Genomic DNA, 24,062 nt, shown 5'->3' with positions numbered 1-24,062 from the left:
CGCTCAGCGCCCCTTCCAGACGCCCGCGCGCTTTTCGACAAAGGCGGCCATGCCTTCCTTCTTGTCCTCGGTCGCGGTGAGGATCTGGAACATGCGGCGCTCAGCCACCAGGCCCTGCGTCAGCGTCGATTCGAACGCGAGGTTAACCATTTCCTTGTTAATCATCGCGGCCATCGGTGGCATGGCTGCGATGGTGGCGGCGGTCTTCAAGGCCTCATCCAGCAGATCGGAGGCAGGCACGATCCGCGCGACAAGGCCCGCGCTTTCCGCCTCGGTCGCGTCCATCATCCGCCCGGTGAGGCACATTTCCATCGCCTTCGCCTTGCCGACGGCGCGGGTGAGCCGCTGTGACCCGCCCATGCCGGGGGCAACGCCGAGCTTGATTTCGGGCTGGCCGAACTTGGCCGTATCCGCCGCGATGATGAAATCCGCCATCATCGCCAGTTCGCACCCGCCGCCCAGCGCAAAGCCCGCCACGGCGGCGATCCATGGCTTGCGCGTGGCAGCGACATGGCTGGTCCAGCCGGAGAAAAAATCCTCAAGGAAGAAATCGGCCGCTTCCTTGTCTGCCATCTGCTTGATGTCCGCCCCGGCGGCGAAGGCTTTTTCGCTGCCGGTCACCACCGCGCAATGCTGGGTCGGGTCGGCATCATAGGCGGCGAGCGCGGCGCTCATATCGGCCAGAACCTGCGCGTTCAGGGCGTTGAGTGCCTGCGGGCGGTTGATGGTGATGAGCGTGACGGCGCCACGCTGTTCGACGAGAAGGGTTTCGTAGGACATGAAAGCAGGCTCCTGCATTGGGGCGTGAGATGTGCGCACCGGTAGCCACGCTTTGCCCTGCTTGGCAAGCGATGGATGCGCCCTCAGCTTTTGCAGCGCGAGTAGTGATAGAGCGCAGGTGCGCCCTCTTCGGGCTGCTTGTCCTGACGGATCAGGGTTGTGCCATTATCCTGCACGGTGAGCGTGATATCGTTCTCCCATGTCATTCCTTCGCCTTCAAAGCTAAAATCCGCGCGGATGCGGGTCGGCTCCCGCTCCAATATGCGCTTCAATGTGCCGCGCGATTCGAAGAACATCAGCGTGTTTGGAGAGATTTCGAGCAGGCCCTTCGCGTCGCCATGCAGGCTGGTGCAGTCTTTTGCGGTCAACCCCCAGCGCCCGCGCAGGGCAGGGGGGATGCGCGTTGCGTCGGCTTGCGCAGGAGCCGCAGCGACGGGGGGCGCGCCTGTCGTGTCGTTGGTCGCGGCATTGTCTGGCGCGGCGGGGATGCTCTCGGCATCGGTGATCATCCCGCCATTGTCCGCCATGGATGAGGCATTTTCCTGCCCGCCCGGCGAACAGGCAGCCAGTGCGATCAGCAGGCCAAGAGACAAGAGAGAGGGTCCGCGCACTGTCATGCTCCTTTTACAAGCCCGACCGGCGTTCATGCTATCAATCTCAGCCCGGCGCGGCCAGTGCTGAAACGCCCGACCGGCCCTTTTGTCTCTTAATATCTTGTGTTCCGCGCGCTTCGCCTCCACAAGATCGCAAACCATAATCGGCTCAAAGAGACACGCACCTGATGAACCCAAGACCCAAGCCCGCACGCATCATGGCCCTGCCGAAAAAGGCGGATTTTGCAGAGGCCGCGCGCGAGAATATCGAGTTTTTCAAGGGTTGGCTGCGCAAACCCCGGCAAACGGCGGCTATCGTGCCCTCCAGCCGCTTTCTCGCGCGGGAAATGGTGGCGGGGATAGACCCCGATGCCGGGCGGGTGCTGGAGCTGGGCGGAGGCACAGGCGCCTTCACCCGCGCCATTCTTTCCACGGGTTTGTCGGCGGATAAGCTGGAGGTTGCGGAGATCAACCCGGTGTTCGCGCACGGGCTGGAGCGGCAGTTTCCCGATGTGAGCATCCTGCGCCACCGCGCCGAGACGATCAGCGCCCATGTGGCAGGCGAGGCAGGCACGTATCAGTGCGTGGTGAGCGGCCTGCCGATGCTGGCCTTCAACCAGAATACGCAGAAAGCGATTCTTGAGGATGCCTTCCGGCTGCTGATGCCCGGTGGCGTATTCGTGCAGTTCACCTATTCCGCGCTGTCTCCGGTTGGCAAGCCGGTGCTGGATCAGGCGGGGCTGGTGGCGGTGCCGGCGGGCCGGGTGCTGCTCAATATCCCGCCCGCAACCGTGTTTCACTTCAGGCGACGCGAGGAATAGCGCATAGGGTTAACGCCCCATAAGGGGACGGTTGCATTTTAACCATCTATTTACCTTCTCCACCGGTAAACAAAACGTTAACCGGAGGGGATGAAGCGCAGAGCCCTTGTCCTCACCAGCGAATCCGCCCGGCATCCGTTCCGGCAGACTCTGCCGCCGCATGTGCTGAAGCCGCTGCCCGATCCGGCCAAGCGCAACGACGAGGATATAAGGCTGTTCTTCACCAGCTTTGCCGCGTTCTTCGTTGCGACATACAGCTTTATTGCGTGACAGTTTGATCCGAAACAGGTCGCTTTGCGACGTTTCGGATTTCTACAAATCAGTCACACGCCAGATGCAGCTTCTGCGCCAGCCAGGCGGAGAGCAGCGACATAGAGGCGGTGAACAGCAGCTGATTGACGACATTCACCCCCGCAGCGCTCATCCCCAATGTAATCAGCGCGCCGATCACCATCGCGCCGGCGTTGACGATATTGTTCGCGGCAACGGTGCGCGCGGCCTGAGACTTGTCGACCGTGGTGGTGAGGAAGGCATAGAGCGGCACCACGAACATGCCGCCAGACACCGCAATGCCCAGCAGCGAGAGCACCAGAATGAACGCGTGATCGTGCGCGATGAAATCGGCCATCGACATGAACTGGCCCGGCGGCATGCCGCTATCCCACATGCGACAGATGAAGTGGAAGGCGACGACAAACCCGCCCATCGCCAGCACAGAGGAGGGCGCGAACTTTGCCGAGACTTTGCCCTGCAACAGCCGGTTGATAACGATAGACCCTATCGCGACACCAACAGAGAAAATAGCCAGAAACAGGCTGGCGATCGCTTTATCCGCGCTCAGCACATTTTTTACCAGCGGCGGGAACTGGATGAACAGCACCGTGCCGATCGTCCAGAAAAAGCTGATCGAAACGATGGCAAGGAACAGGCGCGGGATGTGCATGGTCGCGCTCACGAGGTTGACCGACGCGCGTATGATGTGGAAATCGAGCTTGGCGGGTGGGCCTATCGGCGGGGCGGGCGGCACCATCCGCCCGGTGATATAGCCAAGGCACGCTATCGCCAGCACCGCAACCGCCGCCACCTGAACCGAGATCAGCCCGGCGAGGATCGTGCCGGCGAGGATCGCGATATAGGTGCCCGCCTCCACGAGGCCGGTGCCGCCCAATATCTCGTCATCTTCCAGATGCTGCGGCAGGATCGCGTATTTGATCGGCCCGAAAAAAGTGGAGTGGATGCCCATCGCCAGCATCGCCAGCATCATCAGCGGGATCGCGACGATCTCGACCGCATAGCCCTGCCACGCCATCAACAGCCCCGCCGCGCCCGCAATCATGATCGGGATCTCGGCGAGCTTGACGAGGCGGATGATCCCCGCCTTGTCGCGCTGATCCGCGAGCTGGCCCGATAGCGCGGAGAGCAGAAAGAACGGCACCGTCGCCGCCGCCGTCGCCAGCGCGCTGAACCAGGTTTCGGCTTTCGGGTCGCTATAGACGCTGAACACCACGAACAGCACCATCGCGTTTTTGAACAGATTGTCGTTGAAGGCACCAAGAAGCTGGGTGACGAACAGCGGCGCGAAACGTCGCTTCGTCAGCAGGCGCAGCGAGGCTTTCATATGGAGCGGAAGATTCCCGTTGTTGTCGACTGGACTGCGCTTTAGCGGGTGCGCGGGGGTGTGTCCAACAGGGAAAGCAGCCGAGATGTAAAACCCTCTGGCCCGCCATGCCATCCCGCCGCTCGGCTCTTGCCAGCGCGGGTGCGCTATGGCAGGCGGAAAACCATGCTGACGCTGCCCAATCTGCTGACCCTGTCGCGCATCTTCGCGGTGCCGATCCTCGTCGCGCTGCTGTGGCCGGCAGAGCAGGGGCATGAGTGGCGCACCGGCTACAGCCTCGCGTTTCTGCTCTATTGCCTGATGGGCATCACGGACTATTTCGATGGTTATCTGGCGCGGGCCAAGGGAACAGTGTCGCGCCTCGGTGTCTTCCTTGATCCGATAGCCGACAAGATCATGGTCGGCGCCGTCATTTTGATGCTGGCCGCCACGCACGATATCGAGGGGGTGCACATCATCGCCGCGATGGTGATATTGCTGCGTGAAATTGCGGTGTCCGGCTTGCGCGAGTTTCTGGCCGGCATCCAGGTGTCGGTCCCCGTCTCGCGCCTTGCCAAGTGGAAGACGACGTTTCAGCTGGTTGCGCTCGGCGCGCTGATATTGGGTGGTGCGCTTCCCCACTGGGCGTTCGTGCATCAGGTCGGGCTGATAACCCTGTGGGCGGCGGCGATTTTGACGCTGCTGACCGGGTGGGATTATCTGCGCGTCGGCCTCAAGCATATGGATTAGGCGGATGGTGGCGCTCGATATCCTCTATTTCGCGTGGGTGCGCGAAGGCGTCGGCAAGGATGGCGAGACGATCGACCATCCCGGTGCCGAGATGACAGTGGCAGAACTGATCGGTCAATTGGCGGAGCGCGGTGGCGGCTATGCGCAGGCCTTCGCGGAGACGGGGCGGCTGCGCGCCGCGCTGGATCAGAATTTCGTTTCGCTCGACACAAAGCTCGGCGAGGCGAGGGAGCTGGCGCTGTTTCCGCCGGTTACGGGCGGATGACCGAAGCGCATATCGCGGTAGGTGAGGCGGATTTCGACCCCGCAGCGCAGCTCTCGCGGCTCGAAGCCCTGGGCGGCGGCGCGGTGGCGAGCTTCACCGGCATCGTGCGCGGCGGAGACGGGCTGCAGGCGATGCGGCTCGATCATTATCCCGCGATGACGCAGGCGCAGATCGCGCGGATCGTGGCGGAGGCGCAAGCCCGCTGGCCGCTGCTTGGCGTGGTGGTGATCCACCGCGTAGGGGACCTTACGCCGGGAGAGCGCATCGTCTTCGTCGGCACAGCCTCGTCCCATCGGGCCGCCGCGCTGGAAAGCTGCGCCTTCCTCATCGACTGGCTCAAGACCTCCGCGCCGTTCTGGAAAAAGGAGCGGTTTGCCGATGGCCGCGCGGAATGGGTGGAGGCGCGGGCCGAGGACGATGCCGCGCGGGAGCGGTGGGGGTAGGGCTATTCCGCTGCGACGGGCGCCATATCCTGAGACAGGTCCCTAAGAATATCTGACAACATGTTGAATTCCTTGTCACGCGGGCTGCCCTTGCGCCATACCAGCGCGATTTCGCGCGCGGCATTAATGGCAGAAAGCGGGCGGGCGCTTATCTGCGTATGCTCCAATATCCCGCCCATTATCGCCATCTCAGGCAGGATCGTCAGGCCCAGCCCGTTATCGACCATCTGCACCAGCGTATGGAGCGATGTGCCCATCATCGTCGCCTCGGCGCGCAGCTCCGGCCGGTTGCAGGCGGCGAGCGCGTGGTCCTTGAGGCAGTGTCCGTCCTCCAGCAGCAGCAGCCGCGCCTCATCGATCATTTCCGGGCGGATGCTGGGCGGCGGATCGCGCGGGTCGTCTTTCGGGAAGGCGACATAGAGCCGGTCGTCAAACAGGTGCGCGCGCTCCACCTCGCCGGTGGCATAGGGCAGGGCCATCAGCACGCAATCGACATGCCCGTGGCGCAGCGATTCCATCGCGGACTGGCTGGTTTCCTCGCGCAGATAGAGCTTCAGCTCCGGCTTCTCCCGCCGCAGATGGGGCAGCAGGCGCGGCAGCAAGAACGGCGCGATCGTAGGGATCACGCTCATGCGCAGATCGCCGGTCAGCGGCTTGCCCGATGCCTGCGCCAGCGCCGCCAGCTCCTCCGCCTCGCGCAGCACACGGTATGCCTTCTCGACGATGCGGTCGCCCAGCGCCGTAAAGCGCACGACGCGACGGGTGCGCTCCACCAGCGTCACGCCGATCAGGCTCTCCAGCTCGCGGATGCCAGCGGAGAGGGTGGACTGCGTGACGTAGCAGCTATCCGCCGCGCGGCCGAAATGCCCCTGCTCCTTGAGGCTGACAAGGTAGTGGAGCTGCTTGAGGGTAGGGATATGAGCCGACAATGATCGCTCCTTCAGATTACAGGATCGATATTAATCGCTTCGGGCGATTTTTCAATCGAACGACACTCTACCGCGCCCCTGCTTCACAGAGGAGCGCGCCTTTTTGGCGTCCACCCGCCGCGCCTTGGCCGCCTTGCCCGGTTTGGTGGGGATGCGCCGGGCGTCGCGCTGGTGCGCCTTTTCGAGGAGGTCCATCAGGCGGGCACGGGCATCCTGCCGGTTGGCGTCCTGTGTGCGATAATTTTGCGCTAGGATGAGCAGCACGCCGTCCGCCGTCATGCGCGATCCGGCCAGCGCGCGCAGCTTGCGATAGGCATAGAGCGGCAGACCGAGGCGGGTGGCGTCGATGCGCAATTGCACTGCGGTCGCGACCTTGTTGACATTTTGCCCGCCCGGCCCGCTCGCGGTGATGAACCGCTCCTCCAGCGCATCGGCCGGGATTACGAAGCTGTCCCGATCAAAGCCCGGCATTATCTGTTCCGTCGGCGGCGGTTCCGGCCCACTCCCCCTCCCAACCTCCCGATATGGTATCCTATGGGAGGTTGGGAGGGGGAGTGGGCTGGCACCGCACATCCAAAACGCAGCGAAGCTGCCTGTTTTGGATCAGACATTGAGCAAGCCTTCTGTAAACCCCGCCGTAGCAAACCGTTCCGGCAGCGGCGCGGTCGCTTCCACTGGCGGTTTGCCGGTGCGGGGCATGGAAAGGCTGCGCGCGTGGAGCAGCATCGGCACGCCCGGCGCTATCGCCTCTGCGCCATAAACCGGATCGCCGATGATCCCCAGGCCCAGCCCCTCGGCCAGATGGACGCGGATCTGATGCGTGCGCCCGGTTTCGGGGAAGCAGGCGATCAGCGAGCGTCCATGCTTCACCGCGATCAGTCGCCAGCGGGTCAGCGCCGCCTTGCCCTTGGGGCTGACGACCATGCGCCAGCCCTGCTCCGCGCTGCTCGTCTTGGCGAGGGGCAGATCGATCACGCCCTCGCGCGCCTGCGGCTCGCCCGCCACCACCGCGACATAGACCTTCTCAACCGTCCCGGCCTCGAACGCGGCGGTAAAGCGCTTGTGCGCCTTGGGATTGCGCGCCAGCAGCAGGCAGCCGGACGTGTCTCGATCCAGCCGATGCACCGCGAGCGGCCAGCGCTGAAAGCCGAAAGTGAGCGAGGCGAGATGGTTCTCAAGGCTCAGCGACCCGTCGCGCGGCGCATCGACCGGCAGGCCGGCGGGCTTGTCGAGGATGATCGCCTCGCCGTCGATCATCAGCACGCGCTCGGTCAAAGGGGAAATCGTTGGGGTTTTCACAGTTGTCTCTTGCGCGAGGGGTAAGGATGGGGATGCTATAGGCGTATACATCCGGGGGGCAAGCATAATGGAAAAGCGGGCAGGCGGCAGGATGGAATGGCTCGATGCCGCCAAGGGCATCGGCATTGTGCTGGTGGTCATCGGCCACGCATGGAAAAGCATTGCGGTGCGCGATCCGATCTACGCCTTCCACATGCCGTTCTTCTTCATCGCGGCGGGTTATGTGGCAAAGCCCGCGCCGCTCCGGGACTTCGCGGTGAAGCAATGGCGCGCGCTGGGCGTGCCCTATATCGCGTTCCTCGTCTGCCTGATGGCCGCGGACCCTCTGATCGAGGGCGCGCGCGGCTGGCGGCCGATGTTCCGGGATTGGGGCAGCGCGGTGCAGGCCGGGCTGATGGGCGGCACATCGCTGCACGGGCCGCTGACCGTCTTCTGGTTCGTGCCCTGTCTGATGATCGCGCGGCTGGCGCAGGTGATGCTCTATAAGCTGTGGCCCGATGCGCGGGACTGGCGCTGGGCCTTGAGCATGGCGGCGGTGATGGCGCTGGGCGTGTGGTGGGGCAGGGAGAGCAACTTCTCGCCGCTGGGCGTGCTCGCCGCGCCGGTCGCGCTCGCTTTCCTCTGGCTTGGCGCGTTGTGGCGCACGGTGAAGCAGGACCGGTGGCTGCTGCTGGTGTGCGCTGCGCTGTCTGTGGCTGCGATAGTCTTCTACGTCCCGCTCGCGCCGCTCAATATGAAATATGGAGACTATGGCGCGCGCCCTTATGTCACCCTGCCGCTGGCGCTCGTCCTCTCGCTCGGCCTGTGCTGGCTGATGCGGTGGATGCCGTGGCGGCCGTTTGTGGCGCTGGGGCGCATGTCGCTGGTCATCATGTTTTTGCATGTGCCGGTGATCCACTATCTGCGCCCCTATTTCGGCGTCTGGAGCCTCAGCGCCCTTGCGGTGATCCTTCCTGTCGCGGTGTATTTTCTTCTCAGCCGCTTCAAAATGGGACGACGTTTGTTCCTCGGTACGGCCTGATTTTATCGAAAATCCGAGTCGATTCATCTAAATTTCCATGCTGTTAAGGCTTTGAAATCAGATTCAATTCGTCGCGACTCGTGGAAAAATGGGGCTTAGGGAAAAATTAACCTTTTGCATTGATGATGTTTTTAGTTAATATCATCGTGCGTCTGCCGTTCTGAGGGCGGAACAAGGCGGACGTTTTTGTCAAGCCTTTAATTGGGCAAAGGGAACAAGGGGCTTCGTATGCGGGTGCTGCTCATTGAGGATGAACCAACCACGGCTAAGGCGATTGAGCTGATGCTGACCACGGAAGGGTTCAACGTTTACACCACCGATCTGGGCGAAGAAGGCCTCGATCTGGGCAAGCTCTATGATTATGACATCATCTGCCTTGACCTCAACCTGCCGGATATGCACGGCTATGACGTGCTCAAGAAGCTGCGCAACGCCAAGGTGCAGACCCCGGTTCTCATCCTCTCCGGCATTTCCGAGATGGACAGCAAGGTCCGCTCCTTCGGCTTCGGCGCCGATGATTATGTGACCAAGCCGTTCCACCGTGAAGAGCTGATCGCCCGCATCCATGCGGTTGTCCGTCGCTCCAAGGGCCATTCGCAAAGCGTTATCAAGACCGGCAAGCTCTCGGTCAATCTGGATGCCAAGACCGTGGAGGTTGATGGCAACCGCGTCCACCTCACCGGCAAGGAATATGCGATGCTGGAGCTGCTGTCGCTCCGCAAGGGCACCACGCTCACCAAGGAAATGTTCCTCAACCACCTCTATGGCGGCATGGACGAGCCGGAACTCAAGATCATCGACGTGTTCATCTGCAAGCTGCGCAAGAAGCTGGCGCTGGCCTGCGGCGGCGAGAATTATATCGAGACGGTCTGGGGCCGCGGCTATGTGCTGCGTGATCCCGAAGTGGAAGGCGGCGCAGTCCGCGCGGCCTGACCGGCACGATCCCACATACTCGATAGCGGGGCTATAGGCTGGCGCAGCAATGCGCCGGCCTTTTTGTTGGGAGGGGAGGCGCGCCCTTGCTCCAGTCTACCCGTTGTAGCCAGGTTGAATGGAAATGCTTCGTGCGAGCGTTTTCATTCTTCCGTCGTCGTGCTGTCCAAGGTTGATAATGATAGCTTGGCCCCTGTCTATAAGGCTCCGCAATCATCCATAAACCGTTGAAATATTTGGTCGGCCTTCGTGCGATCCTATAGAACTTTGTGCGAAGCTCCTAGTGCTGAACTCGCTGTCAGATTTGAGGAAATCCGGCGGGATGAGTGGGGATGGTTGCGGGCAGCATAGACGCTGTGATGGCCAGATGACCGCCTCCAAGAAGCGGCTGATTTCGGTGCATTCCGCTGAAACGAGCGGCGGCCGCCGAGCCGCTCGTTTCTCGAATGTCAGTCCGGTATGCCCATGCTATGCGATGTCGATGACGGACGCAGGGAACTCCTTTTCAGAACGCTTCAACTACAACGCGCCAGACGCGGAGATCACAATCCGCGAGGATGCGCCTGACGTTCTCCGCGTCGGCCTCACGCAGCTCGCCTATGCCGCGGACTTTGGCGGCAAGGCATTGCGCGAACTCGTCTGCGCCGTGCTACTGAAGCGGCCGGACTACGCGCATAACTGGGGCCCGGAGAATGTCGCGCGCGAGGTCGACGACCTCATGAGCGAGGCGCCTTGGTTCAAGGTCTATGACATCGCCGAGCGGCTCCACACGGAGATCGGCAAGCACGATTATACGGGAACCCGGCAAGACGACTTTACGCGCCGGCTCAACCAGCTCTTCCGCGAAAACGGTATTGGCTGGCAGATCGAGGACGGCAAGATCATGGCGCGCGGGTCAGAAGCCTTCGCCCTCTCAACGCGCGATGCCGTCGAGACGATGCGCGCCGCAGGGACGCCGACCGCCGCCAACGAAGTCCATGAGGCGCTGCGCGACATCTCGCGGCGGCCCCACGCCGACACCACTGGCGCGATCCAGCACGCGATGGCGGCCCTGGAGTGCGTCGCGCGCGAGGTTTCCGGCAGCTCGGACACGCTTGGTCCCATCATCAATCGGCTGCCCTTGCCGCCGCCACTCGACGCCGCGCTACATAAGCTCTGGGGCTTCACCTCGCAGGAGGGCCGGCACCTCCAGGAAGGCCGCGATCCGCAGTTCGCCGAGGCCGAGCTGGTCGTAACGGTGGCGTCGGCCATCAGCGTGTATTTGCTCCGGCATCGGGCGCGGTCGCAACAGGGCTGATTTCGCCGGCTTGGCTCTCCGTGCCCAGGTTCACTTCGCCGGCGGCTCGACATCGGGTGGATTCATATATTGCCGAAAACTCTCCAAATCCTCGTCGCTGGGGTTGGGTGCCTCGGGGATGAAGCGGATCGTCTCGGCGAGGTCGCGACGCGTGACAAAGCCGATGATCGCGCCGCCATTGCTCATCTCATACTCCATTGAGCCGCAATGCCGGTTTATCAACGCCAGGCCCGGCGCAAAGGCGATGGGCTTCTTGTTGCCCTTCTTGCTCACCTCATGCTTCGCGATCGCCACCCTGATGAATTCCAGTTGGGTGAAGCCCATTTCGGTCCGACGCAGGTCGATGCGCATCTGCTCGACCAATTCCGGTCGCTCTTCCGCATCGCGGACCTGTTTGGCGCGTAGCTCGCGATCATAGTGCCGGTAGCCGAGATCGCGTTCGAGGTTGGTGGCCTTGAGATTGAAGCCGGCGTTCTCGGCCAGCTTGATCACTTCCTCGCAGCGCTGGCGCCAGGTCCGCAGCAACTCATAGGCGGTGAAGATCCACATCGGCGAGAGCGACTGGATCAGCGCGATCTTCCCGCGCGGCGGATCATCATCGAGCTGGTGGGCCATCACCTCCTGCTCGATGCCGTTCAGCATATTGTCGACTAGGCAGAGCTGGCTGGCTTGCATGACCAGCATCGGGTTCTCGGAAAACCCGGCTAACGTCATCAGCGATAGGTAAAGGTCCGCCCGGCCTATTTCGGCGACGTCGCGGTAGCGCGGCGCGTCGGGATCGGCGTATCCATCGCTATCTTCGTCCGACATACCTCAGTCCTCTCGATAGGGTGGATCGGCTACCGCCATCGGCAACCGGTCGGCGAGGCCCCAGAAGCATGTGGCCGCGCGGATGTAGCGAATCAGGTCGCGTCTTCGCATCCTGAGATGCTCGCTGACCACCGCCTCGCCTGGCAGGAGATCGAGATAATCCGGCGCGTCCGTCTCCCAAAGCTCCGGCGCCGCGGCCCGGAGGGCCTCGCAGGAGCGGCCGTCACCATGCCGCACGACATTGGCGACCAGGAACATCTGGCTGAGGTCCGACCCCAACCGATCCCGCTGCAGGTCAATCCCCGCCTGATCCGCGCAGGCGGTCAGGAGCGCTTCAAAGCCGCGAATCCGCGAGAAGTGGCCCCGGCCTTCGGTCTGGCGGGCGCGCGCCCACACGCTCAACTGGCGCTCGAACATGGCCGCCAGCGTCAAGACATAGGCCTTCGCCGCCTCGTTCGCGGTGTAGTTGTCGACCTGGGCCGCGGCACGGTCGAGAAACGCGTCCAGCGTCGCCGCCTCGCCGCGCTCGAGCCGGGGATGGACGGCCAGCGCGTCAAGCCCGGGTAGAATGATGCGGTCGAACAGACGGGCGAGATTGGCCTGAAAGACGCGCGGCAACTGATCTGTATTCGAGCTCAATCGTCCTTCTCCTCAAGCGCCATGCCATCGCCTCGCCGCTGCCGCTGAAATACTGTAGGGCGTTCAAGAGCGGAACAAGTTGAACGGGGGGCGCATGAGCAAGTCGAAAAGCGATGCGCATCGCAAGACGTCGAAGAAGCCGTATAACGAGCGCACTGATCTCGAAAAGCTCCAATCCCAATGGACCAAGCTTTCCGGACTTCACACCCGCGACGAACCTTCGGCCGCGATCGTGCGCTGCGCCACCGCGGCCGAAATCGCCGCGAATTACGCGGTGCGGACCGAATGGTCGCAAAAGACACAGTTCGACGCCGCGACCGTCGACCAGTTCCTCCGTTGGGCCAACGGCCTGCCGTTGAAGGTCGAGCGCCTGTTCGTGCCGGTCTATTTCGCAACGCCCAAGACGAGCCCGACCGCCAAGGCCCTCATCAAATCGGCCGCGACGATCAACGCGGTCCGCAACGCCGTCGTCCACCAGGGCTCGTTCAGCAACACTAAGGAGGCCGAGGCGATCATCGCGGAGGCCAAGGCGTTCATCAACATGATCGTCGGCCTGTCGATCGACGGCTTCGACATTGATGACAAGACGCGTTCGGCCGAGGCGCCGGCGTCCCGCGAGGCGGCGGCGGAATGAGCGAAGGCCACCCCAAGAGGCATCACTATGTCCCGCAATTCTACCTGCGGCGCTTTGCGTGCCCGGACGATCCGAACAAGGTCCGCATCCTCGAACGGCACGGGGATATTCTCGCCACCGATCGCAAGTCCATCGACCGTATCGGCTACGAGGAGTCGATGCACGATTTCGTCGCGGAGGGCGTAGCCGGCTCGATCGAAGGTCCGATCAATCGGGTGATCGAGACGCCCTTCTCCAACAGCCCGACCTGGCAGAAGATCACCGACGGCGCCTGCGCGCGCCTTGACGAGACGGACAAGATCCCGATTTACGGCTTTGCCCGCCACCTCCAGCGGCGCAATCTCGAGACACTGCGCTTCATCGAGGCGGAATCCTCGCGCTTCAAGGCCGGCGCGCTCGACGCTGATCTGAGCGAAGAGGAGCGCGAGATGCACGAATGGATCGCCGCAGCCGCCGACAACGCACATGCCCTCTTTCGCGATGGCGCGATGGACACGACCATCCCGGAGGATGCGGCCGCCATCAACGTGATGGTCTGCCAGTCACCGATCCCCCTGCGCACCTCGACCAGCCCGACGCTGCTGATTTTGGTGCCCGAACAGCAGGCCGCTTTCGGCGCCTTCTTCAACAATCTGAGGACCTGGTGGCTGACGCTCGATCGCCATTGCGGCGCTTTCATCGTCGCCGGTGGGCCGCCCGGGTTCACCAACTCGGCCATGCCCGCGGACGCAGCCCGGATGGTCAACCGGCAATTTCTGGTTCAGCACGGCAACAGCCTGACGGTCCGCTACATGATTGCCGACGATGCCCATCTCGACGGCGATCTCGAATGGGCCGGATTCAGTTTCGACCAACTTACCACGCATGGAGCTCGCTAGCGGAAAACCGACGAAAACTCCTAGGTTCACGTAGGCGGCCAGTTGTGGGTTTCGCCCTGACAGGACTGACACCAGGCATAGAGCGCATCGTAGATGACAAGACTGTGGCTCAGCATCTCGTGATCGTCGGAGTAGCGGGCTGACAGCCCGAGCGAGATGGCGAACAGGCCGGCCGACTGCGGGGCGAGGTCAAGCCGGGACGTATCGGCCCCGCGCACGATGACCGCAAGTTGCCGTAGCGCAGGATTATCGAGCGCATATTTGGCGAGAAATGCATCGAAGCTGCATAGCTCGCCGACGTGGCTGAACTCGACGTCCGGAATATCGTAGGGCGTCGCTCCCTCCTTGGCCGCGACAGCAAGAACCTCGTTGGCAGGAACATAGAGAAACTCCGCCTCCCGATCGATGAAGCGCGCGATCAACCAGGGGCAGGCGATCCGGTCGATCTTGGGGCGTTCGCGGGTGACCCACTTCATCGTCGTCAGCCCTTCGCGCTCGTTGCCGAACGGAACCGGCCCTCGACGACCTCCCAGTCGAGATTGCGCATGAATGCGTCGACATATTTCGCGGCCGCCGCGCCGTAATCCATGTGGAAGGCGTGCTCGTACATGTCGAGTACGAGCAGCGGGGTGCCGGTTGCGGGACCATTGGTATGGTCCCAGCACCAGTAGTTGTGCAATGACGCCGTGTGGTGGTTCCAGGCCAGGATGCACCAGCCCGAACCACCTGCCAGCGCCATCGCGGTGCGGCGAAACTCAGCCTCCCATGCCTCGAACGAACCGTGCGACGCGGTCAGCGCCTGGCGGATGCTTCCCGCTGCCTGCCCATTGCCGCCCAGCGCGTCGAAATAGAGTTCATGAAGCACCACCGACCCGGTGCGATGAAGTTCCTCGCGCTTGAGGCCGCCATAAGCGACCGGCGGGAAGTCCTTGTCGGCCATGGCGGCGGCGAGCCGTCCCTCGATCATGTTGAGCGCGCGGATCGAGCCCTGATAGTTGTTCTCCCAATGGGAGCGGATCAGCCGCTCGGACAGACCGTCGAGTTTGGCCGGATCGAAAGGCAGCGGCTTGGGCTGGTGCTGGCCGGCGAATGCGGGCGAGAGGGTGGGGGATGTCATGGTCTGGGCCTCACTGGCTGCCGCTGTATTGGCGATGGCAAGACCGGCCGCTCCGGCGGCAAGACTTCCCATCGCCGTGCGGCGTGAAACTTCACTCATCGGGCATTTCCTTTCAGGCGATTCGGCCAAGCAGCAGTCCGCCAATGGCGGTGATGCCGAGCACTTTGATGACATTCCATTTGAACCGAAAGAGGAGGACGGCGGACAAGGCCGCAAGCAGGCCTGCCCGCCAGTCGAGGCTCGTCCAGTCCGGAACGTAGAGCCGAAAGGGGCCGGTCTCGACTTCGCTGACGCGGGCGAACAGGACATGGATGAAGAACCAGACCGTGAGGTTGGCGATAACCCCGACGACGGCGGCGGTTAGTGCCGCGAGACCGCCCTTTAGGCGCTTTGCGTTCTCCATCCGCTCGATCCAGGGGGCGAAGGTGAAAATCCACAGAAAGCAGGGAGCGAACGTCACCCAGGTGGTCAGTGCCGCGCCGAGCAGGCCCGCGACCAGCGGAGTGAACGGTTCCGGGGAGCGGAAAGCGGCAAGGTAACCGACGAACTGCGTCACCATGATGAGCGGTCCTGGCGTGGTCTCGGCAAGCCCGAGGCCGTCGGCCATTTCACCCGGCGAGAGCCAGCCGTAACTCTGCACGGCTTGCTGCGCCATGTAGGCAAGGACCGCATAGGCTCCGCCGAAGGTGACGACAGCGAGTTGGGAGAAAAAGCTGCCGATCTCCCACAGCACATGGCCGCGCCCAAGCGTTACAAGGACCACAGCCATCGGCGCCGCCCAGATGGCGCCCCAGATCGCGATCGTCCGCATGGTCAGGCCCCACGGGCGAGGCCCGGAAACCGGTGTTGCGCCGCCAAGCTTGATTCCCAGCCAATCGGGTCTAGACGCGGCGACCAGCATACCGATCCCTCCCGCTCCAAGGACGACCAACGGAAAAGGCAGGTCGAGGAAGAAGAGGGCGGCGAAGGCGACTACTGCCAGCGCCTTCTTGAAGCCGGTATTGAGCGATCGTCCTGCTATGCGCAGAAGCGCCTGCACGACGATCGCCAGGACAGCGGCCTTGATTCCGAGGAACAGAGCCGCAAACCAGTCGAGATTGGCCGCAAAGGCATAGAGCATCGACAATGCGAGCATAACCAGCGCGCCGGGAACGACGAATAGCAGCCCGGCGGCGAGCCCACCGCGTAGTCCGTGCAGTTTCCAGCCGATCCAGGTGGCAAGCTGCTGTGCCTCAGGGCCGGGAAGCAGGTGGCAGAAGTTCAGGGCATGGAGATATTGGTCCTCGCTGACCCATTGGCGCTCATCCACCAGTTCGCGGTGCATGAGCGCGATCTGGCCGGCAGGCCCCCCGAAGCTCAGGAACCCGATGCGCGTGAACACGCGGAGCAACTCGCCGAAATCAGGCCGGTTGGTCGAAACAGTCGATCCGGAAAATTCAGTCACTCGTCCCCATGCCTTTCCATCCGCGCGAGTGCGGACAAACAAGGCAACGCTTGGGCGGTGACGCCTGACCGGGAGGTTGCATTGCCCCGGCGCTGCCAGATTAGACGGCCGTCCCTGAAATCGCAACGCCTGCCGAAGCAGTTCGGTGCACATTCTCGAAAATGGGAACGCAGATCGCCACGGCGCGAAGGGGAGGTGGCACTGGGTGGTGTTTCCAAGGAGGCATCATGCCTGCAACCCCCTGCTTACATCGCAATATCGATCTCGAAGCCCAGGCATCCGATCTGGTCAAACGCCTCGGCGGCTTGTGGTCGCCAAACGGCGCGATGTGCCACTGTCCCGCGCATGACGATCATACGCCCAGCCTCTCAGTTCGCGTGGGTGAGAAGGCATTGCTCTTCAAATGTTTTGCGGGCTGCGAGACGATCGACGTGATCCGCGCGATCCATCGGCTTGATCACAACACCGCTCTGATCGGTCCGTCAGAAGCACGTTCGCCCAACGCTACGCTCAGCCCCGCATGGTTGCGGCAACGGGCAGTAGATCTTTGGGACGACGCGCGCTCGCTGGTTGGAACACCTGCCGAACACTACTTGCAGCGACGCGCCATTGCTCTATTGCCTCCGACCTTGCGCTATCATTCGCGCGCACCTCTGGGCCGAGGCAAACTAGCTGTGTTCCGGCCAGCAATGATCGCGGCGCTGCATGAACGACAGCACCTTGTCGCGCTCCAGCGGACATTCCTGGATCCGCATCAACCGCGCCGCGCGCGCGACCTCGCCAACCCCCGGCGAATGCTGGGGCGTCCCGGTCAAGGTGCGGTCATGCTTGCGCCGGCAACCGAGACGTTGGGCCTTGCCGAAGGCATCGAAACCGCCCTCTCGGCGATCCTCCTGCTCGACATCCCGGTCTGGGCGACGCTTGGCAACGAACGCCTCGCCCATATTGCCATTCCCGACACCGTCTCCCGCCTGATCCTGCTTCCCGACAACGACCGCGGCGGGCGGATCGGCGCCGCCAAGGCCATGGACGCCTATGCGATGCCGGGCCGGACGATCGATGTGCTCTGGCCGCACCGGGGCTTCAACGACTGGAACGACCTGCTGCGGGCAAAAGGAAAGGGGGTGGGGGACTGGATGCGGCAAGCGGCCTGAATGGTCGGGCCTCGTCCGCGCGGAGAATATCCATGTCCCAGCCTATCATCCTTGTACCGGCCGGCAAGCTCGCCAAGTCGCCGAGCAATGTGCGCAAGAGTAGCGACGCCGAGGCCGACGCCCAGCTCGAAGCCAGCATCGTCGCGCATGGCGTGCTCCAGAACCTGATCGGCCTGCCGGTCGCGCGCAAGAAGGGGTGCTATCGCATCACCGCCGGCGGCCGCCGCCTCGACGCCGTCCATCGCGCGATCGAGAAGGGCGAGCTGCCCGCCGACTACGAACTGCCGGTCAAGGTCCTCGCCGACGCCAACGACGCGGTCGAGATCAGCCTGTCGGAGAATTTCTTCAAATTGGCGATGAATCCTGCTGATGCCTGCCGCGCGTTCCAGGATATCATCGAAACCGAGAACAAGACGCCCGCCGACATCGCCAAGCGCTTCGGGCTCACCGAGCGGTTCGTGCTCGGTCGCCTGCGGCTCGCCAATCTCGCCGAACCGGTGTTCGAGGCGCTGCGCGAAGGCGCGATCACGCTCGACATCGCCATGGCCTATGCCAGCACATCCGACACCGCGCGCCAGGCTTCGGTGTTCGAGCAGCTCGGTCAGGGCTACTACCGCGCCAATGTCGGCGAGATCCGTCGTCAGCTCGCATCCGGCGGTTATCGCGGCAGCGACCCCAAGGCGCTGCTGGTCGGGCGCGAGGCCTATGTCGCCGCTGGTGGCCGGATCGATGCCGATCTCTTCTCCGACGATGCCAGCGAGATGTGGATCGATGGCGACATCCTCGATCACCTTGCCGAGGAACAGCTCGCTGCCGCCGCCGAAGCGATCCGCGAACGCGAGGGCTATGCCCAGATCCGCACGGTTGTTGCGTCCCACATCCCCTACACCGAGACCTATGGCCTGCGGCAGGTGCAGGGCGATCTCCCGCCGCTGACCGACGAAGAGGAAGCGCGCTGCGAGGCGATCCAGGACGAGCTCGAAGCGATCGAAGAAGCCGCTTCCGATGAGACCGGCGAGGGCTACACCGAAAACGACGAAGCCCGGGTCCAGGCGCTCGAGGCCGAATACGACGCGATCCAGTCGCGCACGCCGGTGCTCACTGACGAGCAAAAGGCTTCCGCGCTCGCCTATGTCGTGATCGGCCGCGACGGCCAGCCCCGCATCCACGAGCAGCTCTATATCGCGCCGGTCGAAACGCCTGCGGACGACGGCGACGACAGCGACGGTGAGGATGGCGAGAATGGGCTCGACCATCCCGACGAAACCGACGGTCCGAGCAAACCCGTCGTCAGCCAGCGTCTGGCCGACGAACTGGCGATGATGAAGACTGAGCTGCTCGCCGTCCATGTCGCGAGCGATCCGCGCTTCGCGCTCGATGTCGGCACCTTCATCATGGCCGACGCCGCGACCCGGCACTACGGCAGCATGGATCTGGCCAGCGAACTGCGCGCTCGCTCGCCAAGTCCGCGCGTCGCCAATTTCGAGAGTGGCACGCCGGCCGCCGAGGAATGGGCGAAGCTCGACGGCGCGCTCGACCGCAGCTGGATCGATCATGACGATGTGCGGGACCGCTACGACGCGTTCTGCGCGTTGTCCGACGAAGCGCGCGCTGCCTGGCTGGGCTGGGCGATCGCGCGGACTTTCGATGCGGTGCCTGCCGGCCGGACGGGCAGTGCCTTCATCGATCATCTCGGTTCCAAGCTTGCAATCGATGTTGCCGCGTGGTGGCGGCCGAGCGCGAAGAACTACTTCGATCGGATCACCAAGCCCGCCATCCTCGACCTGTTCGAGGCGGTCGGCGGCGTCGAACTGCGGCACCGCTACGGCGCGTCGAAGAAGCACGATCTCGCCGCGTCGGCGGAGAAGCTCTTCGCGGGCGACATCCTCGTCGAGGCCGAGACCAAGGAACGGGCGCTGAGCTGGCTGCCCGATGCCATGCGGTTCGTACCGCTCGATGACGCCGCGAGGCCGATGATCGAGCCGGACGGCGAGGCGGCGGACGAGTCCGACATCGTCATCGATCTTGATGCCGATCCGGTGGCCGAACCTTTGGATGATAACGGCACGGGATCGCTCGCCGTCGCAGCCTGACCGACAAGCCAATCCTCCCGACGGGGCCGCGGCGCGCCTGCCGTGGCCCCGTTTCCTTGTGCTCGCCCAACGGGGAGCAAGGGGGAGGGCGATTGGCGACGGGGCGGAAGGCCGCCCGATTTCGCGAGGATCACCTGCTATGAACATGCCGCTTCTCAAACTCGCCGAGCCGCTCTTCGACGCTGGCGCCACCAAGGCCGAAAAGCTGTTTTCGGTGGCCACGATCGTCGCGGAGGCGCTCGTCCGTTCCAACACCATTACCCGCCAGTTTCTCACTCGGCTGATGACGGAGACATTCGGCGCGTCCGATGCCAATGGGGCCTGGTCGTTGCGCGACGCCTATGACGCGCTGGAGACGGCGCAGGTGTTGCTGCTCGGCCGCGCCGACTGGCAGGGCGAGCATCCACAGACCACCTTCGCGGGGCTGGTCGCCTTCCAGAATAGCCTACCGACCCAGACCTACCGCTCCGAACGGCAGGTCGATCTCCAGCAGTTCAGCACGCCGCTGGCGCTCGCCTGGCTTGCTGCGCGGGCCGCCATGATCGCAGCATCTGATAGCATCCTTGAACCCTCGGCCGGGACCGGGATGCTGGCAGCCCATGCCGCGAGGGCGGGAGCGCGCCTGCTGCTCAACGAACGCGACAATCAGCGTGCCGCGCTGCTCGCACTCGCACTGCGTCATGACGTCACCACTCATGACGCCGAGTTCATCCACGACAAGCTGGCAACTGGCGTCGCCCCGAGCGTGGTCCTGATCAACCCGCCCTTCAGCCGCAGCGAGGGGCGGGGCCGGGATCGTCATGCCGGTGCGCGCCATCTGCGCTCGGCGCTGCTCCGGCTCGCCCATGGCGGCCGCTGCGTCGCGATCATGTCGCCGGGCTTCGCCTCCGACGGCAGTGCGGCGACCGGATACACGGCGGTTGCCGAGGTGGTGCCGCCGCGCGCCGAAATCACCATCCTCGGCAATCCCTACGCCAAGCACGGCACCAGCATTGCGGTGCGGCTGATCGTCTACGACAAGGGCTGGGCGGGCCAGACGGCGCGCCATACGGTCGACAGCATCGAGGCGGCATTGCCGATTGTGCTCGGCCTGCCGGATCGCCTCGATCCCTCACAATCGCCGCCGCCCGCGCCTGCTATGGCGCAGCCGCATGTGCGGCTTGCTCCCAAGCCCTCGCCATCGGCACTGTTCGCGGGTCTGGCAGGTTCGCGCCTGGTTACGCCCAAGCGCGAACCGCGCGTCGACGATGTGCCGTGTCCGCTCGACTATAGCGTCCGCGACATGCCGCTGCCCGCAGGCGATCCCGTCGGCATCTATGTCCCCTGGCGGCTTTCACGTATCGAAATTTCCGGCGCCAAGCCCCATCCCGACCAACTGGTTGAATCGGTCGCGATGGCCTCGGTCTTGCCGCCGGCGCCGAGCTATCACCCCTTGTTGCAGCAGCGCGCAATTTCGGCCCTATCCGATGCCCAGCTCGAAACAGTGATCCATGCTGGCGAGGCCTTCGAGCGCGATCTTCCCGGAACCTTCCTCCCCAACGATGCTGGCGACCAACTGGGTGAGACGCCGGGCGGTCATGTCTACCGCACCGGCTATTTCATCGGCGACGGCACCGGCGTCGGCAAGGGGCGCGAGGTCGCCGCCTGCATCCTCGACCAGTGGAACCGGGGCCGCCGCAAGGCGGTGTGGATCTCGGTCGCCTCTGGCCTCGTCGAGGACGCGCGGCGCGACTGGGCGGCACTCGGCGGCCTTCCCATCGACATCCAACCGCTCGACGCTTTCCCGCTGGGCAGCCCCATCAGCATGGACAGCGGCATCCTGTTCCTGACCTATGCGACGCTGCGCTCGTCTCGGCACGACGAGGCCTCGCGGCTCCAGCAGATCCGCGCCTGGCTGGGTGAGGATTTCGATGGCATGCTGGTGTTCGACGAGGCCCATGCGCTCGCCAACGCCGCCGGCACCGAGACCGAATTCGGCGCAGCCAGGGGTTCCGAACAGGGCCTGGCAGGCGTGCGTCTGCAACATGCCCTGCCACGAGCGCGGGTGCTCTATGTCTCGGCGACGGGCGCCACCGATCCTGCCAACCTCTGTTATGCCGCGCGCCTGGGGCTATGGGGACCGGGCACGGCGTTCCGCGACCGCGCGGCGTTCATGGCGGCGATGGACAATGGCGGTATCGCCGCGATGGAAATCGTCGCCCGCGATCTCAAGGCCATGGGACTTTACACCGCCCGGGCCCTGAGCTTCGCCGGCGTTGAATATGAGGCGCTCGAACATCGGCTGACCCCGGACCAGATCACCATCTATGACACCTATAGCGATGCGTGGAGCATTATACACGGGCGGCTCGAGGAGGCGCTGAAAGCGGCGAACATCGTCGATCGCATGTCGGGCGAGACGCTCAACGCGCAGGCGAAAGGATCGGCGCTGTCTCGGTTCGAGAGCTCGAAACAGCGCTTCTATTCAGGCGTCCTTCTATCGATGAAGATGCCGAGCCTGATCCGCGCGATCGAAGCGGAACTGGCGGCGGGCCACGCGGCAGTCGTGCAACTGGTCAGTACTGGCGAAGCGGTCCTCGGTCGCAGGCTTGCCGCTCTTTCCCCTCAGGAGCGGGCGCAACTGCTCGTGGACACCTCGCCTCTCGACGGACTCATCGATTACCTCAAGAACGCCTTTCCCACGCGGCAGATGCGTGCCTTTCGGGCGAGCGACGGGACGATGCGCTCGGAAATGATGATGGGCGATGACGGTAAGCCGGTTCATTGCCAGGAGGCGCTCGCCGCGCGCGATGCCCTCGTCGAACAGCTCTGCGGCATGCCGCCGATCCCCGCCGCGCTCGACGCGCTGATTGCGCATTTCGGCAGCGATGCGGTCGCCGAAGTCACCGGGCGGACCAAGCGCCTCGTGCTCGATCCACGCGGCAACCAGAAGCTCGAATCCCGCAGCGTGGGTGCCCGCAAGGCCGACAGCGACGATTTCATGGCGGGGCGCAAGACGATTCTCGCCTTCTCCGATGCGGGCGGGACCGGGCGTTCCTACCATGCGGATCTGAACTGCGGCAGCGCCGACCGCCGTCGCATCCACTTCCTGCTCGAACCGGGCTGGAAGGCGGCAACCGCGATCCAGGGGCTGGGCCGCACCCATCGTACCAATCAGGCGAGCCCGCCAGTGTTCCGCCCGGTCACCACCGACTGCAAGGGAGAGCGCCGCTTCATCAGCACCATCGCGCGGCGGCTCGACAGCCTCGGCGCCCTGACCCGCGGTCAACGCCAGACTGGCGGGCAAAACCTGTTTGACCCCGCCGACAATCTGGAAAGCGACTATGCCCGCGAGGCGCTGACGCAGTGGTATCACCTGCTCCACGCCGGCAAGCTATCCAGCACGAACCTCGATTATTTCCAGGCGATGACAGGGCTAAAGCTGGTCGAGGATCAGGGCGGCGGCCTGCTCGAGCGGCTGCCGCCAATCCAGCGCTGGCTCAATCGTATCCTGGCGCCTCGGATCGCGACGCAAAATGCGATCTTCGAGGAATATATCGGCCTGATCCAGGCCCGCGTCGATGCCGCGCGCGAGGCGGGCACGCTCGATCTCGGCGTCGAGACCATCCGGGCCGAGCGGATCGTGCCGCTGTCCGACCAGGTCTTGCGCACCGATCCCCTGACAGGCGCCGAGACCCGGCTGCTTCGCCTCGAACTGCATATGCGCCCCTGGACGACCTCGTGGAACCGGTTGGTGCATATCTGGGAGGGCACCGACGACATCGCCTTCCTGCGCAATGGCCGTTCGGGCCGGGTGGCACTGCGTGTGCCGTCCTGGTCGGTCACCGATGATGAGGGCAAGCCGGTGCCGATGTGCCAGCTCGTCCGTCCGACCGGCACCGACCGCATGTCGATGGGCACGCTCTGGACCAGCCATTGGAAGCCGATCGAGCGCGAGGATTTTCGCAAAGCTTGGGAAACCGAAGTGGCCGAAGCTTCCGCGAGGCTCGACGTCGAAACGATCAGCGTGGCGACCGGCCTGCTGCTGCCCGTGTGGCACAAACTCCCCGCTGACGATGTGCGGGTCTGGCGGATCGGCGATGCGTCGGGGGAGGCTCTGCTCGGCCGTATCGTCATGCCCGCCGCCGTCGAAAACCTCGAAGCCGAGTTCGGGCTCGCCGCTTCTGTCCGCTTGACCCCGTCCGAACTGATCGTGGCGGCGCGTAACGACGAGGGCGTGTCCGTGCCGGGCCTGGAGGGCGTGCGCCTGGTGTCGGTCTTCGTTAACAACAGTCGCCGCCTTGAACTGCGCGGGCAGAACCCGCTGGACCGCGAATGGCTGAAGGCGCGGGGCTGCTTTACCGAGGTCATCGCCTATTCGACGCGAACGTTTGTGCCGATGGACCGGGCTGAAATTGTTCTCGCGGCCATATCGTCAGCTTTGGTGGAGGGGCGAGCGTGAGGCTTGCGGAACCCGCTGCCGCTGCCGCTGATACGTCGCTGTCCAGCTCAAATCGCTTGCCTTCCTCCGGGCCACTTGGCAATAATTGCGAGCCATTCGCAATAGTGGATGAGTCGCCCGGAGA

General features: G+C 63.9%; 24 protein-coding genes. 13 read left to right on the top strand and 11 right to left on the bottom strand.

Going from position 1 to position 24,062, the window contains the following annotated elements:
• Window positions 1-3: 3 nt before the first annotated feature.
• On the bottom strand, window positions 4-780 hold the full coding sequence (locus EQG66_RS01155; protein ID WP_129402693.1) for an enoyl-CoA hydratase-related protein: 777 nt from the start codon (window positions 778-780) through the stop codon (window positions 4-6).
• An 83-nt stretch (window positions 781-863) separates the two neighbouring features.
• Window positions 864-1,391: a hypothetical protein gene (locus EQG66_RS01150; RefSeq protein ID WP_129402692.1), complete on the bottom strand. Its 528-nt coding sequence runs from the start codon at window positions 1,389-1,391 to the stop codon at window positions 864-866.
• Between the two features lie 170 nt (window positions 1,392-1,561).
• Here EQG66_RS01150 and EQG66_RS01145 point away from each other — a divergent pair, with 170 nt between their 5' ends.
• Together EQG66_RS01145 and EQG66_RS01140 are read left to right on the top strand one after the other, a co-directional pair.
• On the top strand, window positions 1,562-2,194 hold the full coding sequence (locus tag EQG66_RS01145; RefSeq protein ID WP_129402691.1) for a class I SAM-dependent methyltransferase: 633 nt from the start codon (window positions 1,562-1,564) through the stop codon (window positions 2,192-2,194).
• Between the two features lie 90 nt (window positions 2,195-2,284).
• Window positions 2,285-2,464 carry a hypothetical protein gene (locus EQG66_RS01140; RefSeq protein ID WP_129402690.1) on the top strand — a complete coding sequence of 60 codons (180 nt, stop codon included), beginning with the start codon at window positions 2,285-2,287 and terminating at the stop codon, window positions 2,462-2,464.
• A gap of 49 nt (window positions 2,465-2,513) precedes the next feature.
• Here EQG66_RS01140 and EQG66_RS01135 read toward each other — a convergent pair whose 3' ends face one another.
• A complete protein-coding gene (locus tag EQG66_RS01135) occupies window positions 2,514-3,812 on the bottom strand; it encodes an MFS transporter (protein ID WP_129402689.1) in 1,299 nt (432 codons plus the stop codon).
• Window positions 3,813-3,977: 165 nt separating this feature from the next.
• Here EQG66_RS01135 and pgsA point away from each other — a divergent pair, with 165 nt between their 5' ends.
• Genes pgsA through EQG66_RS01120 form a run of 3 tightly spaced genes read left to right on the top strand, consistent with a single transcriptional unit; the run spans window position 3,978 to window position 5,249 of the window.
• Window positions 3,978-4,541 carry a CDP-diacylglycerol--glycerol-3-phosphate 3-phosphatidyltransferase gene (gene pgsA, locus EQG66_RS01130; RefSeq protein ID WP_129402688.1) on the top strand — a complete coding sequence of 188 codons (564 nt, stop codon included), beginning with the start codon at window positions 3,978-3,980 and terminating at the stop codon, window positions 4,539-4,541.
• Between the two features lie 4 nt (window positions 4,542-4,545).
• Complete coding sequence (gene moaD / locus EQG66_RS01125) at window positions 4,546-4,806, top strand: molybdopterin converting factor subunit 1 (RefSeq protein ID WP_129402687.1); 261 nt, start codon at window positions 4,546-4,548, stop codon at window positions 4,804-4,806.
• Window positions 4,803-5,249, top strand: a complete 447-nt coding sequence (locus EQG66_RS01120) for a molybdenum cofactor biosynthesis protein MoaE (RefSeq protein ID WP_129402686.1) — start codon at window positions 4,803-4,805, stop codon at window positions 5,247-5,249. Before moaD ends, EQG66_RS01120 begins: the two co-directional genes overlap by 4 nt.
• A gap of 2 nt (window positions 5,250-5,251) precedes the next feature.
• Here the strand turns inward: EQG66_RS01120 and EQG66_RS01115 are convergent, their stop codons facing one another.
• From EQG66_RS01115 to EQG66_RS01105, 3 genes are all read right to left on the bottom strand, one after another.
• Window positions 5,252-6,178, bottom strand: a complete 927-nt coding sequence (locus EQG66_RS01115; RefSeq protein WP_129402685.1) for a hydrogen peroxide-inducible genes activator — start codon at window positions 6,176-6,178, stop codon at window positions 5,252-5,254.
• A 51-nt stretch (window positions 6,179-6,229) separates the two neighbouring features.
• Window positions 6,230-6,649 carry an alternative ribosome rescue aminoacyl-tRNA hydrolase ArfB gene (gene arfB, locus EQG66_RS01110; protein WP_129402684.1) on the bottom strand — a complete coding sequence of 140 codons (420 nt, stop codon included), beginning with the start codon at window positions 6,647-6,649 and terminating at the stop codon, window positions 6,230-6,232.
• Between the two features lie 132 nt (window positions 6,650-6,781).
• On the bottom strand, window positions 6,782-7,435 hold the full coding sequence (locus EQG66_RS01105; RefSeq protein WP_425470202.1) for an RluA family pseudouridine synthase: 654 nt from the start codon (window positions 7,433-7,435) through the stop codon (window positions 6,782-6,784).
• A 109-nt stretch (window positions 7,436-7,544) separates the two neighbouring features.
• Here EQG66_RS01105 and EQG66_RS01100 point away from each other — a divergent pair, with 109 nt between their 5' ends.
• From EQG66_RS01100 to EQG66_RS01090, 3 genes are all read left to right on the top strand, one after another.
• The gene (locus tag EQG66_RS01100) at window positions 7,545-8,498 is read left to right on the top strand and encodes an acyltransferase family protein (RefSeq protein ID WP_164975555.1); all 954 of its coding nucleotides are present in this window, start codon (window positions 7,545-7,547) and stop codon (window positions 8,496-8,498) included.
• A 228-nt stretch (window positions 8,499-8,726) separates the two neighbouring features.
• On the top strand, window positions 8,727-9,431 hold the full coding sequence (gene ctrA / locus EQG66_RS01095; RefSeq protein ID WP_129402682.1) for a response regulator transcription factor CtrA: 705 nt from the start codon (window positions 8,727-8,729) through the stop codon (window positions 9,429-9,431).
• Window positions 9,432-9,798: 367 nt separating this feature from the next.
• Window positions 9,799-10,728 carry an AbiJ-NTD4 domain-containing protein gene (locus EQG66_RS01090; protein WP_066765429.1) on the top strand — a complete coding sequence of 310 codons (930 nt, stop codon included), beginning with the start codon at window positions 9,799-9,801 and terminating at the stop codon, window positions 10,726-10,728.
• Between the two features lie 30 nt (window positions 10,729-10,758).
• Here the strand turns inward: EQG66_RS01090 and EQG66_RS01085 are convergent, their stop codons facing one another.
• Window positions 10,759-11,538 carry a hypothetical protein gene (locus EQG66_RS01085; protein ID WP_129402681.1) on the bottom strand — a complete coding sequence of 260 codons (780 nt, stop codon included), beginning with the start codon at window positions 11,536-11,538 and terminating at the stop codon, window positions 10,759-10,761.
• 3 nt (window positions 11,539-11,541) lie between these two features.
• Window positions 11,542-12,177, bottom strand: a complete 636-nt coding sequence (locus EQG66_RS01080; RefSeq protein ID WP_066765433.1) for a hypothetical protein — start codon at window positions 12,175-12,177, stop codon at window positions 11,542-11,544.
• 94 nt (window positions 12,178-12,271) lie between these two features.
• On the opposite strand from EQG66_RS01080, the gene EQG66_RS01075 reads away from it, so the two are divergent.
• Both EQG66_RS01075 and EQG66_RS01070 read left to right on the top strand, forming a co-directional pair.
• Window positions 12,272-12,811, top strand: coding sequence for a hypothetical protein (locus EQG66_RS01075; protein WP_066765435.1), 540 nt, complete (start codon window positions 12,272-12,274; stop codon window positions 12,809-12,811).
• Complete coding sequence (locus EQG66_RS01070; RefSeq protein ID WP_129402680.1) at window positions 12,808-13,689, top strand: DUF4238 domain-containing protein; 882 nt, start codon at window positions 12,808-12,810, stop codon at window positions 13,687-13,689. Before EQG66_RS01075 ends, EQG66_RS01070 begins: the two co-directional genes overlap by 4 nt.
• A 26-nt stretch (window positions 13,690-13,715) precedes the next feature.
• Here the strand turns inward: EQG66_RS01070 and EQG66_RS01065 are convergent, their stop codons facing one another.
• The 3 genes from EQG66_RS01065 to chrA are packed head-to-tail and all read right to left on the bottom strand — an operon-like array spanning window position 13,716 to window position 16,250.
• Window positions 13,716-14,165 carry a chromate resistance protein ChrB domain-containing protein gene (locus tag EQG66_RS01065; protein ID WP_129402679.1) on the bottom strand — a complete coding sequence of 150 codons (450 nt, stop codon included), beginning with the start codon at window positions 14,163-14,165 and terminating at the stop codon, window positions 13,716-13,718.
• A gap of 5 nt (window positions 14,166-14,170) precedes the next feature.
• The gene (locus tag EQG66_RS01060; RefSeq protein WP_129402678.1) at window positions 14,171-14,905 is read right to left on the bottom strand and encodes a superoxide dismutase; all 735 of its coding nucleotides are present in this window, start codon (window positions 14,903-14,905) and stop codon (window positions 14,171-14,173) included.
• Window positions 14,906-14,918: 13 nt separating this feature from the next.
• On the bottom strand, window positions 14,919-16,250 hold the full coding sequence (gene chrA, locus EQG66_RS01055) for a chromate efflux transporter (RefSeq protein ID WP_129402677.1): 1,332 nt from the start codon (window positions 16,248-16,250) through the stop codon (window positions 14,919-14,921).
• A 227-nt stretch (window positions 16,251-16,477) separates the two neighbouring features.
• Here chrA and EQG66_RS01050 point away from each other — a divergent pair, with 227 nt between their 5' ends.
• From EQG66_RS01050 to EQG66_RS01040, 3 genes are all read left to right on the top strand, one after another.
• Complete coding sequence (locus EQG66_RS01050; RefSeq protein ID WP_129402676.1) at window positions 16,478-17,404, top strand: DUF7146 domain-containing protein; 927 nt, start codon at window positions 16,478-16,480, stop codon at window positions 17,402-17,404.
• A gap of 32 nt (window positions 17,405-17,436) precedes the next feature.
• On the top strand, window positions 17,437-19,497 hold the full coding sequence (locus EQG66_RS01045; protein WP_129402675.1) for a ParB/RepB/Spo0J family partition protein: 2,061 nt from the start codon (window positions 17,437-17,439) through the stop codon (window positions 19,495-19,497).
• Between the two features lie 139 nt (window positions 19,498-19,636).
• A complete protein-coding gene (locus tag EQG66_RS01040) occupies window positions 19,637-23,938 on the top strand; it encodes a strawberry notch family protein (RefSeq protein ID WP_129402674.1) in 4,302 nt (1,433 codons plus the stop codon).
• Window positions 23,939-24,062: the final 124 nt, after the last annotated feature.

This window comes from Sphingobium fluviale (genome assembly GCF_004122115.1).
Classification (GTDB): domain Bacteria; phylum Pseudomonadota; class Alphaproteobacteria; order Sphingomonadales; family Sphingomonadaceae; genus Sphingobium; species Sphingobium fluviale.
The sequence above is the reverse complement of the archived record's forward strand: the minus strand, read 5'-3'. Positions and strand labels throughout refer to the sequence as shown.